Below are 12,965 nucleotides of genomic sequence, written 5' to 3'. Positions count from 1 at the left end.
CGAATGAACGGAAGCGTTCATTCGATTGGATCGAGTGAACGGTACGTTCACTCGGCGCTGTGGGCCGGTGCCAGGGCCGGTGCCGGGGTCGGCGGGATTGGTTCGCCGACGGCCGACAGTGCGCTCAGCTCAGCTTGATCCGCTGCTCACCGGTGTAGATGTTCATCGTCTCGCCGCGCAGGAATCCGACCAGGGTCAGGTCGGACTCCGCGGCGAGGTCGACGGCCAGCGACGACGGCGCCGACACCGCGGCCAGCATCGGGACCCCGGCCACGACGGCCTTCTGCACCAGCTCGAACGAGGCCCGGCCGCTGACCACCAGCACCGCCTCGGACAGCGGGACCGTGCCCGCGGTGAGCGCCCAGCCGAGCACCTTGTCGACGGCATTGTGCCTGCCGACGTCCTCACGGACAGCCAGCAGTGCGCCGTCCGCGGTGAACAGCCCGGCGGCGTGCAGGCCGCCGGTGCGCTCGAACACCTGCTGCCTGGCCCGCATGGTCGGGGGCATCGACGCCAGCACCGCGGTGGTGACGGTCAGCGGCGAGGCGGTGAGGTCGTACGACGCGCGCACCCGCACCGACTCGAGCGACGCCTTCCCGCACACCCCGCACGCCGAGGTGGTCAGGAAGTTCCGCTCCGCGACAACGGGTTCCGGCGTTCCCGGGGCGAGCGCCACGTCGAGCACGTTGTAGGTGTTGGCGCCGTCGGCGTCCGCCCCGTCGCAGTACCGGATCACCGAGACGTCCTGCGCCGTGGCGATGATGCCCTCGCCGAGCAGGAAACCGTGGACCAGGTCGACGTCGTGGCCCGGGGTGCGCATGGTGACGGCCAGCGACCGACCACCGAGCCGGATCTCCAGCGGTTCCTCGACGGCGAGGCTGTCCGGACGCCGGACGGCTCCGGACTCGGTCACCCGCAGCACCGAACGCCGGGCGGTGACCCGACCCATCATCGACCCCCGGCCGGTTCGAGGCGCACCAGGACGGCCTTGGACACTGGGGTGTTCGACTTGGCCGCAACGTGATCGAGCGGGATCAGCGGATTGGTCTCCGGGTAGTAGGCGGCCGCGTTGCCCTTGGGGGTGCTGTACTGCACCGCCCGGAAGTCGGTGACCCGGCGCTCCTCGAGGCTGCCGTCGGCCGCCGTCCACTCGGAGACGATGTCCACCGCCGCGCCGTCCGCCAGGCCCAGCTCGGCGAGGTCGGCGGCGGACACGAAGACCACCCGGCGGCCGCCCTTGACGCCGCGGTAGCGGTCGTCGAGGCCGTAGATGGTGGTGTTGTACTGGTCGTGGCTGCGCAGGGTCTGCAGGATCAGCTTGCCGGGGGGAGTGGGCACCCACTTCAGCTCGCTGGCGGTGAAGTTGGCCTTGCCGGTGCGGGTGGGGAACTCGCGCCGGTCCCGCGGCGGGTGCGGCAGCTGGAAGCCGTCGGGCAGGCGGACCCGCTCGTTGTAGTTCTCGCAGCCCGGCACCACCCGCGAGATCGAGTCGCGGATCAGGTCGTAGTCGGCGGTGAACGCGGCCCAGGGCGCCGGGTGGCCGGGGCCGAGCAGTTCCTGGGCGAGTCCGCAGACGATCGCGACCTCGCTGCGCAGGTGCTCGCTGACCGGGGTGAGGTTGCCGCGGGAGAGGTGCACCATCGACATCGAGTCCTCGACGGAGACCACCTGCTTCCCGCCGGACTGGATGTCCTTGTCGGTGCGCCCCAGGGTCGGCAGGATCAGCGCGGTGCGTCCGGTGACGACGTGCGAGCGGTTCAGCTTGGTGGAGACCTGGACGGTCAGCGCGCACCGACGCAGCGCGTCCTCGGTGGCCTCGGTGTCCGGCGTCGCGCGCAGGAAGTTGCCGCCCATCGCCATGAACACGCCGGCCTTGCCGTCGCGCATGCCGCGGATGGCCTCGACGGTGTCCCAGCCGTGCGCCCGGGGGCTGGTGATGGCGAACTCGCGGTCGAGGGCGTCGAGGAAGGCGTCGGGCATCCGCTCCCAGATGCCCATGGTGCGGTCGCCCTGGACGTTCGAGTGCCCGCGCACCGGGCAGACCCCGGCTCCCGGCTTGCCTATCATGCCGCGCATCAGCAGCACGTTGGTGATCTCCTGGATGGTCGCCACGCCGTGGGTCTGCTGGGTCAGGCCCATCGCCCAGCACGCGATGGTCCGCTCGGAGCGGGCCAGCGCCGCCGCGGTCTCCCGCAGCTGGGCGAGGGTCAGCCCGGTGGCCTCGAGCACGACGTCGAGATCGACTGCGCGGACCTGCTTCTCGTACTCGTCGAACCCGGCGCAGTGCTCCTCGACGAACTCGCGGTCGACCACGGTGCCGGGTGCGGCGTCGTCCGCCTCGAGCAGCAGCCGGCCCAGTCCCTGGAACAGCGCCATGTCGCCGCCGAGCCGGATCTGCAGGAACTCGTCGGCGATGTCGACGCCGCGGCCGACCACGCCGCCGACCCGCTGCGGGTCCTTGAACCGGATCAGTCCGGCCTCGGGCAGCGGGTTGATCGCAATGATCTTGGCGCCGTTGCGTTTCGCCGCCTCCAGGGTGGAGAGCATCCGCGGGTGGTTGGTGCCCGGGTTCTGCCCGGCGATGACGATCAGGTCGGCGTGCTCGAGGTCCGCAATGGTGACCGAGCCCTTGCCGATCCCGATGGACTCGGTCAGGGCGCTGCCCGAGGACTCGTGGCACATGTTCGAGCAGTCCGGCATGTTGTTGGTGCCGAAGCTGCGGATCATCAACTGGTACAGGAAGGCTGCCTCGTTGCTGGTGCGCCCGGAGGTGTAGAACACCGCCCCGTCGGGGGTGGGCAGCGCGCGCAGCTCGTCCGCGATCATCCGGAACGCGGAGTCCCAGCCGATCGGGGTGTAGTGCGTCGCGCCCTCGCGCAGCACCATCGGTTCGGCCAGCCGGCCCTGCTGGCCGAGCCAGTAGTCGGTCTTGGCGGCGAGCTCGGCGACGGAGTGCTCGGCGAAGAACTCGGGCCCGACGCGGCGCAGGGTGGCCTCCTCGGCGACGGCCTTGGCGCCGTTCTCGCAGAACTCGGCGGGCCTGCGGTGCCCCGGCGTCTCGGGCCACGCGCAGCCGGGGCAGTCGAATCCGTGCCGCTGGTTGAGCCGGGCGAGCGACCTGGCGGTGCGCGTCACGCCCATCTGCTCGACGGCGCGCTGCAGCGAGATGAGCACCGCGGGTACCCCGGCGGCGTGGTCCTTGCGCGGGGTGATCTCCAGGCTGGCTTCGTCGATGTCGCGGTCCGGTCCCGTGCGAGTCATGTGTCCATAGTGGACTCGCGCGCGGCGGGTCGGAAGTCGGCCGGTGCCGATGGCCTATTGTTTCGGCTAGCCTTACCTAGCTTTTGCGCCGGGGAGTCCGGTGCGGCGCGCACGGTGTGCCGAATGACCGGTCGCGGAATGACGGGTGTGGAATGACTGGAGGAGAGTCGATGGCAGACATGGGTCGGTTGACGCGGCGGGGATTTCTGATCGGCACGTCGGGCGCACTGCTCGCGTTCGCGACCGCATGCAGCACCGGTGGGGACGGCGACGGCGGGTCGGCGGCGGCGTCCGGTGCCACCCTGACCGACAAGTACGGCCAGACGCAGGTGCCGGTGGATCCGCAGCGGGTGGTCAGCGTCGGCTACAACGACCAGGACGCCATCCTCGCGCTCGGCACGGTTCCGGTCGGTGTCTTCGACTGGTACGGCAACCAGCCCGACGCGGTGTGGCCGTGGGCCCACGACCTGCTCGCCGGCGCCACCCCCGCGATCATCGGCACCGCCAGCACCGGCATCAACGTCGAGAAGGTCGCGGGCACCAACCCGGACCTGATCCTGGGCACCTACTCGGGCATTACCCAGAGCCAGTACGACAAGCTCAGCGCCCTCGCGCCGACGGTCACCCAGCCCGCGGAGTTCGCCGACTACGGCGTGCCGTGGCAGGACCAGACCCGGATCATCGGCGAGGCGCTGGGCCGCTCCGACAAGGCCGAGGAACTGGTCGCCGGGGTGCAGGACAAGTTCGCCTCGGTCGCCGCCGCGAACCCGGCGTTCAAGGGCAAGACCGTGATCGTCGGCGCGCTCAAGGGGCCCGGACAGTTCGGCGTCTACGGCCCGGAGGATCCGAAGGTCCGCTTCTTCACCGAGCTCGGCTTCGTGAACCCGCCGGTCACCGAGCAGATCACCACCACCAACTTCGCGCCGATCAGCACCGAGCAGCTCACGCTCGCCGACGCCGACCTGCTGGTCTGGTACGCCGGCGGCGGGTTCGGTGACAAGCTGCGTGCCGAGCTGGCGGCGACGCCCGTCTACCAGGAACTGGAGGTCGTCAAGAACGGCCGTGCCATCATCCTCGAGGACGAGGCCGCCGAGGCGATGACGTGGAGCACGGTGCTCTCGCTGCCGTACGCGCTGGACCAGATCCCGCCGCGGATCGCGCCGCTGCTCGCCACGTAGCGATCACCCGGCCACCTGGCGATCGCTTCGCCCGTGCCGCCGCCGTCACCGGCGGCGGCACACCAGCATCTCGGTGCCGCCGCGCTGGAACTCGTAGTCGACCTCGGTGACGGTGGTGTCGACGCCGCGCGCGCCGAGCAGCTCGCGCAGCTCGCCGAGCTGCGGGTAGCGCGCGGAGCTGCCCGTCGGCACCAGCGGGAAGATCCGGATCTGGTCCCGGGCGACCCGGAGCAGTTCGGTCAGGTACACCAGGTGGGTCTCGACGTCGAGGCGGTCCGCGTAGCTGAAGAGCAGGTGCGAGGACAGCACCAGGTCGAACGACCGGTCGTCGAAGGGCAGTTCGGGCAGTGCGGCGTGGACGTACGACTCGGGCCGGGCGAGGAAGTCGTGGGTGAACAGCTCGGCCGCTGCCAACCGGTGGGCGAGGTGCTCCGCCGGTCCGCCGAAGAACCGGTCGGAGTAGCCGTCGGGATGCGCCGCGATGTACCGGTTTCCCCGCTCGACCTCGGGTCGCAGCGAGTCCAGCACGGCCCGTGGGTTCCCGTAGGCGATGTCGCAGGCGGTCGCGCGCGTGCCCACCCGGTGGGCGCCGGCGGTGAACGACGAGGCTCCGGCGGGACAGTCGAGCACCGTGCCGGACAGGTCGGCGGTGCCCAGCGCGAACATCGCCACGTACTCCTCGAACGAGCGGGACGTGACCAGCATGGCGCCGATGCCCGCAGCGCTGTCGGCGCGTGTGCCCGCAGTGCCGTCGGCGCCGGTGCCTGCCGCGCTGTCGGCGCCGATACGCACGGCGCTCACGGCACCAGCACCACCTTCCCGACGTTGCGGCGCTCGGTGAGGATGCGGTGCGCCTCGGCCGCCCGGTCGAAGGGCACCACGTCGGAGACCACCGGCGCGACGGTGCCGTCGTCGATCAGGGCCCGCAGCGGGGTGATCCACGGTTCGAGGGTGCCGCGGTCGTCCCACAGTCGCAGCATGTTCAGCCCGATCACCGCCTTGGACTCGGTCATCTGGTCCATGGCGTTGAACCCGCGGATCATGCTCAGCGCCTGGGGCAGGGCCTTGAACAGGTTGCGCTTGTCGCCGGAGACCACCGAACTGGCGCCGAACGCGACCAGCCGCCCGCCCGGCCGCAGCAGCGAGTAGCTGCGCCGCAGCGACGCCCCGCCGAGGGCGTCCATCACGATGTCCATCGGCGGAAGATTCCTGGCCCAGCCGCGCTTGCGGTAGTCGAGGGCCACCTCGACGCCGAAACCCCGGATGGCGTCGTGCTTTCCGGGTGATGCGGTGCCGTAGACCTGCGCGCCGTACCGGGCGGCGATCTGCGTGGACGCGATGCCGACGCCGCCCGCCGCCGCATGGATCAGCACCCGTTCGCCGGCCCGCAGGTTTCCGTAGCCGACCAGGCCCGCCCAGGCGGTCGCGTAGTTGACGGGGATCGCCGCGCCCTGCTCGAAGCTCAGCGAGGCAGGCAGCGGCACCGCGTCCTGCTGCCGAACGCAGACCTCCTCGGCGTAGCCGCCGAACCGGGTACCTGCGAAGACGCGGTCGCCGACGGCGAAAGCGGTGACGTCCGAGGCGATCTCGGTGACCACTCCCGACACCTCGTAGCCGACCACGCTGGGCAGGGGAGGGGCGTCGGCGTACAGCCCGAGCCGCGCCATCACGTCGGCGAAGTTGACCCCGGCCGCGCGGACCGCGATGCGCAGGCCACCGGGGGACAGTGTCGGGGAAGGCCTCTCGCGGACCTGCAGGACGTCGGCCTCGCCGTGCCGGGTGATCACCACTGCGCGCATGGCTGGAGGGTAGTCGGATTTCTCTTCAGGCATGGATCGACGGCTGTCGCCCGGACCACGGCACGGCCTGCTCGAACTGGGCCGCCACCTGAAGCAGCAGGTCCTCCCGGCCGTGCGCGGCCACCAGTTGCACACCGATCGGCAGGCCCTCACGGCTCTGCCCGAGCGGCAGGCTGACCGCCGGGTTCCCGGACACGTTGAACGGCGCGGTGAACGGACCCACCTCGAAGATCCGCCGGAGCCACGAGCGCGCCGACTGCCCCGGGGTGTCGTCGTCGTAGTCGAGCGTGCCGTGCGGCGGCGGCAGTTGCCCGATGGTCGGCGTCACCAGCAGGTCGTAGCCGGTGAGGAACAGGCCGACGGCCCGGGTCACCCGGTGCTGGGCGTCGAGTGCGGCCGCCACGTCGAGCGCGGTGAAACCCTGTGTCTCCGACAGCACCCGCCGGGAGGTGGCCTCGATCAGCGTCGGGTCCGGCCGGCGCGGCGCCCGCAGGATCGCGGCCCCGGTCGAGACCACCACCAGCATCCCCGCCTCCACCACGTCCTCGGCGGCCAGGTCCGGGCTCGCCGACGTCACGGTGTGCCCGATCCACTCCAGCACCTGCGCCGCGGCGACGGTGGCGCCCTGCACCTGCGGGTCCACCGGCACCCCGGACCAGGCGTCGGTGGTCACGGCCACCCGCAGCCGGCCCGGGTCCGCGGTGATCGACTCCGCGTACGGACGGTCGGGCGGGGCGGCCGCGTACTTCTCGCCGACGATCGGCCCCGCGACGGCGTCGAGCAGGTGGGCGGCGTCCCGGACCGTCCGGGTGAGCGCGAACTCGGCGATCATCCCGAACCCGGCCTCCCCGACGAGCGGACCGGACGGGGTGCGCCCGCGCCCCGGCTTCAGGCCGACCAGCCCGCAGCACGACGCCGGCACCCGGATCGAGCCGCCCGCGTCGTTCGCGTGCGCGAGCGGCACCGCCCCGGCCGCGACCAGCGCGGCCGCCCGCCGCTGGACCCGCCCACCCCGCGGCGCAGGTCCCACGGGTTGCGGGTCGGCCCGTACCGCCGGGACTCGGTCGCGAAGTTCAGCCCGAACTCCGGGGCGGTGCTCTGGCCCAGCGTCACCAGTCCCGGGGCCCGGAACCGGGCCGTCAACTCGTGGTCGACGCCCGCGACCGCGCCGCGCAGGGCCCGGCTGCCGAGGGTGAACGGCACCCCGCGGGCCATCGGTCCGCTGTCCTTGACCACCGTCGGCACGCCCGCCAACGGGCCGTCGGGGTCGGCGGTCAGGGCCGGCTCGAACGGTGGCAGCGTCAGCGCGTTCAGGTCGGGGTTCACCGACTCCAGCGCCCGCCGGGCCGCCGACTCCACCTCGGCGACGCTCACCTCGCCGGCGACGATGAGGGCGCGCAGCCCGACTGCGTCGTACTCCGCGTACTCGGCAGGCTCCATGGCCGGTCAGTCTGGCCGCCGCGGCCCGTCGACGCCACCGGTTTTCTCCCGGGGGGGCACCTGTCTTCGCGGGGCGCCCCGACGCTTCGGGGGCGACGGCCGCGCGGTGCGCCGGTGATCTGCGCCGTCCGGGCGCTGTGACCGCGAGCACGTCCACGCCCGGAGTCGGGCAAACCGGAGAATGTGCCCCGTCACCAGCGCTTCGGCCCCGCGGTGGCCGACGAGATCGGGCCCCCGACCGGCGGTCCGCGGCTGTGGACCATGTGGCGGGCGGCGCGGTAGCCGCGTTCTCTAGAATCACTGGGTGACCAGTGCCGCGCCGCAAGACCCCAAGACCGCCGCCGACGCCCTCCCCAAGAGCTGGGACCCCAGCACCGTGGAGCAGGAGCTGTACGAGGGCTGGGTGGCCGCCGGCTACTTCACGCCGGACCCGGCCAGTGACAAGCCCGGCTACTCCATCGTGCTGCCGCCGCCGAACGTCACCGGCAGCCTGCACATGGGGCACGCGCTCGACCACACCCTGATGGACGTCCTGTCCCGCCGCAAGCGGATGCAGGGCTTCGAGGTGCTGTGGCTGCCGGGCATGGACCACGCGGGCATCGCCACCCAGAACCTGGTGGAGAAGCAGCTCGCGGCGTCCGGCCAGAAGAAGGAGGACCTCGGTCGCGAGGCCTTCATCGAGAAGGTCTGGGAGTGGAAGCGCGAGTCGGGCGGCACCATCGGCACCCAGATGCGCAGCCTCGGCGACGGCGTCGACTGGTCCCGTGACCGGTTCACCATGGACGAGGGCCTCTCCCGTGCGGTGCAGACCATCTTCAAGCGGATGTACGACGAGGGCCTGATCTACCGCGCCGAGCGGCTGGTCAACTGGTCGCCGGTGCTGCAGACCGCCATCTCCGACATCGAGGTCAAGTTCGAGGACGTCGAGGGCGAGCTGGTCTCGCTGCGCTACGGCTCCTTGAAGGACGACGAGCCGCACGTCATCGTCGCCACCACCCGCGTCGAGACCATGCTCGGCGACACCGCCGTGGCCGTGCACCCCGAGGACGAGCGGTACAAGCACCTGCTCGGCACCACCCTCGAGCACCCGATCACCGGCCGGCAGATCCCGATCATCGCCGACGACTACGTCGACCCCGAGTTCGGCACCGGCGCCGTGAAGATCACCCCCGCACACGATCCCAACGACTTCGAGATGGGCATGCGGCACAACCTGCCGATGCCGACCATCATGGACAAGACCGGCAAGATCGCCGACACCGGAACGCAGTTCGACGGCATGGACCGGTTCGAGGCGCGGGTCAAGGTCCGCGAGGCGCTCGCCGAGCAGGGTCGCGTCGTCGCCGAGAAGCGTCCGTACCTGCACAGCGTCGGGCACTCCGAGCGCAGCGGCGAGTCCATCGAGCCGCGCCTGTCGCTGCAGTGGTGGGTCAAGGTCGACACCCTCGCCAAGGCCGCCGGTGACGCGGTTCGCAACGGCGACACCAAGATCCACCCCGCCAGCCTGGAGCCGCGCTGGTTCGGCTGGGTCGACAACATGCACGACTGGTGCATCTCGCGTCAGCTGTGGTGGGGGCACCGGATCCCGATCTGGTACGGCCCGGACGGCGAGGTCACCTGCCTCGGACCGGACGAGACCGCGCCCGAGGGCTGGACCCAGGACCCCGACGTCCTGGACACCTGGTTCTCCTCCGGCCTGTGGCCGTTCTCCACGATGGGCTGGCCGGACAAGACCGCCGAGCTCGACAAGTTCTATCCCACCTCCGTTCTCGTCACCGGCTACGACATCCTGTTCTTCTGGGTGGCGCGGATGATGATGTTCGGCACCTTCGTCTCGCAGGACGAGGCGATCACCGCCGGCGAGGGCAAGTCCGGACCGCAGATGCCGTTCAAGGACGTCTTCCTGCACGGCCTGGTTCGTGACGAGTTCGGCAAGAAGATGTCGAAGTCCAAGGGCAACGGCATCGACCCGCTGGACTGGGTGCGCGAGTTCGGCGCCGACGCACTGCGATTCACGCTGGCCCGCGGCGCCAACCCGGGCAGCGACCTGTCCGTCGGCGAGGACCACGCGAAGTCCTCGCGCAGCTTCGCCACCAAGCTGTTCAATGCCACCAAGTTCGCGCTGATGAATGGCGCCGCACCGGCCCCGATGCCGGCCCGCGACGCGCTCACCGACGCGGACCGCTGGATCCTGGACCGGCTGGACCAGGTTCGCGCCGAGGTCGACGGCGCCTTCGACCGGTACGAGTTCGGCAAGGCCTGCGAGGCGCTGTACCACTTCGCCTGGGACGAGGTCTGCGACTGGTACCTCGAGCTGGCCAAGGTGCAGTTCGCGGGGGAGCAGGCCGAGGCCACCCGCGCGGTGCTCGGCAACGTGCTCGACGCGCTGCTGCGGATGCTGCACCCGGTCATGCCGTTCGTCACCGAGACGCTGTGGAAGGTGCTCGCCGGCGGCGAGTCCGTCGTCGTCGCGAGCTGGCCGGAGGCGTCCGGTGAGCCCGTGGACGTCGTTGCCGCGCAGCGGATCGCGGACGTGCAGCGACTCGTCACCGAGATCCGGCGCTTCCGCAGCGACCAGGGTCTGAATCCGGGCCAGAAGGTCGCGGCCCGGCTGACCGGCATCGCCGAGGCGGACCTGGACGGGCAGCAGCCGTCGGTGGCGTCGCTGGGCAAGCTCACCGAGCCCGGCGACGACTTCGCCGCGACCGCCTCCGTCGAGGTCCGGCTGAGCGCGGGCACCGTCACCGTCGAGCTCGACACCTCCGGCACCGTCGACCTGGTCGCCGAGCGCAAGCGGCTCGAGAAGGACCTGGCCGCCGCGGAGAAGGAGCTGGCCGGCACCGCCGCGAAGCTCGGCAACGAGGCGTTCCTGGCGAAGGCGCCGGACGCCGTCGTCGACAAGATCCGGGGCCGCCAGAGCTTCGCCACCGAGGAAGTCGCGCGGATCACCGCGCGGCTCGCGGATCTGGGGCAGGCATGACCTTCCCCGGATCGAACTCCGAGTCGGCCGCCGTCGACCTCGCCGAGCTCGCACTCGTCGAGGCCGAACTCGACAAGCGCTGGCCCGAGACGAAGATCGAGCCGTCGCTGACCCGGATCGCCGCACTGATGGACCTGCTGGGGTCCCCGCAGCACGGCTACCCGGCCATCCACGTCGCCGGCACCAACGGCAAGACGTCGGTGACCCGGATGATCGACGCGCTGCTCACCCGGATGCACCGCCGGGTGGGCCGGACCACCAGCCCGCACCTGCAGATCGCCACCGAGCGGATCAGCATCGACGGCAAGCCGATCTCGCCGCGGCTCTACGTGGACACCTACCGCGAGCTCGAGCCGTACATCGGCATGATCGACGCCCAGTCGGAGGCGGCGGGCGGGCCGGCGATGAGCAAGTTCGAGGTGCTCACCGCGATGGCCTTCGCCGCCTTCGCCGAGGCGCCGGTCGACGTCGCCGTCATCGAGGTCGGGCTCGGCGGGAAGTGGGACGCCACCAACGTGATCGACGGGCAGGTCGCGGTGATCACGCCGATCAGCCTCGACCACGTCGAGTTCCTGGGCAGCGACCTCGCCGGCATCGCCGCCGAGAAGGCCGGGATCATCAAGAAGGCGCCGGAGTCGCTGGTGCCCCGCGACACCGTCGCGATCCTCGCGGAGCAGACCCCCGAGGTTGCGGAGGTGCTGCTGCGGCGCGCGGTCGAGGCGGACGCCGCAGTGGCGCGGGAGAACTCGGAGTTCCGGGTGCTCGCCCGCCGGATCGCGGTCGGGGGACAGCAGCTCGAACTGCAGGGCCTCGGCGGCGTCTACACCGACATCTTCCTGCCCATGCACGGCGAACACCAGGCCCGCAACGCCGCGCTGGCGCTGGCCGCGGTGGAGGCGTTCCTCGGCGCAGGCGCGGACCGTCAGCTCGACGTCGACGCGGTCCGGGAAGGCTTTGCCTCCCTGACCAATCCGGGCCGACTGGAGCGGGTCCGCAACGCGCCGACGGTGTTCCTCGACGCCGCGCACAACCCCGACGGCGCCCGCGCGCTGGCCTCCGCGCTGGCCGACGAGTTCGACTTCCGCAAGCTGGTCGGCGTGGTCGCAGTGATGGGCGACAAGGACGCCGAGGGCCTCCTCACCGCCCTCGAGCCGGTCTTCGACGAGATCGTGGTCACCCACAACGGCTCTCCGCGCGGCATGGACATCGAGGAACTGGCGAACCTCGCCGTGGCCCGGTTCGGTGACGAACGAGTCGTGGTGGCGCAGACGCTGCCCGATGCGATCGAGACCGCCATCGGGATCGCCGAGGACGTCGCCGAGCCCGGCGAGGCCGTCTCCGGCGCCGGCGTCGTGATCACCGGATCCGTCGTTACCGCGGGCATGGCCCGCACCCTGTTCGGAAAGGACCCGGCGTGAGCAACGACTCGACCGCAGACGAGGGCACCGCAGACGAGAGACCGGGCGGCTTCAAGCCGCCGACGAAGGACCCGTGGAAGAGCTTCCGCGGGGTCTGCGCGGGACTGCTGATCCTCGAGGCCATCGTGGTGCTGCTGGCACTGCCGGGCATCGGGGCGCTCAGCGTCGGCCTGAGCGCGGCCGGCGTGACCTACCTGGTGGTGTTGGCGCTCCTGATGATCCTCGGCGCAGGCGTGCAGGGCCGGTCCTGGGCGATGGGATACAACCTCGCGCTGCAGGTGGCCCTGATCGCCGGCTTTGCCGTGCACATCGCGATCGGGGCGCTCGGGCTGCTGTTCGCCGCGCTCTGGGTGTACCTGCTGTACCTGCGTCGGGACATCCTGGACCGGATGGAACAGGGTCTGCTTCCGGGGCAACGGGACTGACGTTCTAGGCTGAGTGCCGTGACTGAGCGGACGCTGGTACTGATCAAGCCCGATGGCGTGGCCCGACGACTCGTCGGCGAGATTCTCGGCCGTGTTGAGCGCAAGGGGCTGTCCATCACCGCCCTCGAACTCAAGACCGCGGACCGGGAACTGGCCGGCAAGCACTACGCCGAACACGAGGGCCGCCCGTTCTACCCGGGGTTGCTCGAGTTCATCACCTCCGGTCCGCTGGTCGCGGCGGTGCTCGAGGGCCCCCGCGCGATCGCGGCGTTCCGCCAGATCGCCGGCGGCACGGACCCGGTGGAGAAGGCGGTGCCCGGCACCGTTCGCGGCGACCTGGCGCTCGACGGCCAGCAGAATCTCGTGCACGGTTCCGACTCGGTCGAGTCCGCCGAGCGTGAGATCGCGCTGTGGTTCCCGCACCTGGCCCGTAGCTGAACTACTTGCAGGATCGCTCGCCCCGT

Annotated in this window: 11 protein-coding genes; 5 read left to right on the top strand and 6 right to left on the bottom strand. The window is 71.2% G+C overall.

All coding sequences use genetic code 11. From position 1 onward, the window contains the following. Positions 1-124 precede the first annotated feature (124 nt). Both fdhD and ACFO6S_RS05895 read right to left on the bottom strand, forming a co-directional pair. Positions 125-949 (bottom strand): formate dehydrogenase accessory sulfurtransferase FdhD, encoded by an 825-nt coding sequence (gene fdhD / locus ACFO6S_RS05900; protein WP_378414990.1) that lies wholly within the window; start codon positions 947-949, stop codon positions 125-127. After that, entirely contained in the window at positions 949-3,261 is a 2,313-nt protein-coding gene (locus tag ACFO6S_RS05895; protein WP_378414988.1) for an FdhF/YdeP family oxidoreductase, read from the bottom strand. Before ACFO6S_RS05895 ends, fdhD begins: the two co-directional genes overlap by 1 nt. Before the next feature lie 170 nt (positions 3,262-3,431). Here ACFO6S_RS05895 and ACFO6S_RS05890 point away from each other — a divergent pair, with 170 nt between their 5' ends. Continuing rightward, entirely contained in the window at positions 3,432-4,439 is a 1,008-nt protein-coding gene (locus ACFO6S_RS05890; RefSeq protein ID WP_378414986.1) for an iron-siderophore ABC transporter substrate-binding protein, read from the top strand. A 45-nt stretch (positions 4,440-4,484) separates the two neighbouring features. Here ACFO6S_RS05890 and ACFO6S_RS05885 read toward each other — a convergent pair whose 3' ends face one another. Genes ACFO6S_RS05885 through ACFO6S_RS05870 form a run of 4 tightly spaced genes read right to left on the bottom strand, consistent with a single transcriptional unit; the run spans position 4,485 to position 7,678 of the window. Further along, positions 4,485-5,240: a methyltransferase domain-containing protein gene (locus ACFO6S_RS05885; protein WP_378414984.1), complete on the bottom strand. Its 756-nt coding sequence runs from the start codon at positions 5,238-5,240 to the stop codon at positions 4,485-4,487. Then, positions 5,237-6,238 (bottom strand): synaptic vesicle VAT-1 family membrane protein, encoded by a 1,002-nt coding sequence (locus ACFO6S_RS05880; protein ID WP_378414983.1) that lies wholly within the window; start codon positions 6,236-6,238, stop codon positions 5,237-5,239. The genes ACFO6S_RS05885 and ACFO6S_RS05880 overlap by 4 nt, the downstream gene beginning before the upstream one ends. 25 nt (positions 6,239-6,263) lie before the next feature. Continuing rightward, a complete protein-coding gene (locus ACFO6S_RS05875) occupies positions 6,264-7,202 on the bottom strand; it encodes an amidase (protein WP_378414982.1) in 939 nt (312 codons plus the stop codon). After that, the gene (locus ACFO6S_RS05870; RefSeq protein ID WP_378414980.1) at positions 7,127-7,678 is read right to left on the bottom strand and encodes an amidase family protein; all 552 of its coding nucleotides are present in this window, start codon (positions 7,676-7,678) and stop codon (positions 7,127-7,129) included. The genes ACFO6S_RS05875 and ACFO6S_RS05870 overlap by 76 nt, the downstream gene beginning before the upstream one ends. 304 nt (positions 7,679-7,982) lie before the next feature. Here ACFO6S_RS05870 and ACFO6S_RS05865 point away from each other — a divergent pair, with 304 nt between their 5' ends. The 4 genes from ACFO6S_RS05865 to ndk are packed head-to-tail and all read left to right on the top strand — an operon-like array spanning position 7,983 to position 12,939. Further along, positions 7,983-10,658: a valine--tRNA ligase gene (locus ACFO6S_RS05865; RefSeq protein ID WP_378414978.1), complete on the top strand. Its 2,676-nt coding sequence runs from the start codon at positions 7,983-7,985 to the stop codon at positions 10,656-10,658. After that, positions 10,655-12,076 (top strand): bifunctional tetrahydrofolate synthase/dihydrofolate synthase, encoded by a 1,422-nt coding sequence (gene folC, locus ACFO6S_RS05860; protein WP_378414976.1) that lies wholly within the window; start codon positions 10,655-10,657, stop codon positions 12,074-12,076. Before ACFO6S_RS05865 ends, folC begins: the two co-directional genes overlap by 4 nt. Further along, on the top strand, positions 12,073-12,501 hold the full coding sequence (locus tag ACFO6S_RS05855) for a DUF4233 domain-containing protein (RefSeq protein WP_378414974.1): 429 nt from the start codon (positions 12,073-12,075) through the stop codon (positions 12,499-12,501). Before folC ends, ACFO6S_RS05855 begins: the two co-directional genes overlap by 4 nt. An 18-nt stretch (positions 12,502-12,519) precedes the next feature. Then, entirely contained in the window at positions 12,520-12,939 is a 420-nt protein-coding gene (ndk, locus tag ACFO6S_RS05850; RefSeq protein ID WP_378414973.1) for a nucleoside-diphosphate kinase, read from the top strand. Positions 12,940-12,965 lie beyond the last annotated feature (26 nt).

Origin of the sequence: Rhodococcus kronopolitis (assembly GCF_042654025.1) — a bacterium.
Classification (GTDB): domain Bacteria; phylum Actinomycetota; class Actinomycetes; order Mycobacteriales; family Mycobacteriaceae; genus Rhodococcus_G; species Rhodococcus_G kronopolitis.
This window is presented reverse-complemented; position numbering and strand designations above follow the sequence as displayed.

What these genes read in the sequence shown, in the direction of transcription:
- fdhD (WP_378414990.1), bottom strand. Translation starts at nt 949, where the DNA reads ATGGGTCGGGTCACCGCCCGGCGTTCGGTGCTGCGGGTGACCGAGTCC.
- ACFO6S_RS05895 (WP_378414988.1), bottom strand. Translation starts at nt 3,261, where the DNA reads ATGACTCGCACGGGACCGGACCGCGACATCGACGAAGCCAGCCTGGAG.
- ACFO6S_RS05890 (WP_378414986.1), top strand. Translation starts at nt 3,432, where the DNA reads ATGGCAGACATGGGTCGGTTGACGCGGCGGGGATTTCTGATCGGCACG.
- ACFO6S_RS05880 (WP_378414983.1), bottom strand. Translation starts at nt 6,238, where the DNA reads ATGCGCGCAGTGGTGATCACCCGGCACGGCGAGGCCGACGTCCTGCAG.
- ACFO6S_RS05870 (WP_378414980.1), bottom strand. Translation starts at nt 7,678, where the DNA reads ATGGAGCCTGCCGAGTACGCGGAGTACGACGCAGTCGGGCTGCGCGCC.
- folC (WP_378414976.1), top strand. Translation starts at nt 10,655, where the DNA reads ATGACCTTCCCCGGATCGAACTCCGAGTCGGCCGCCGTCGACCTCGCC.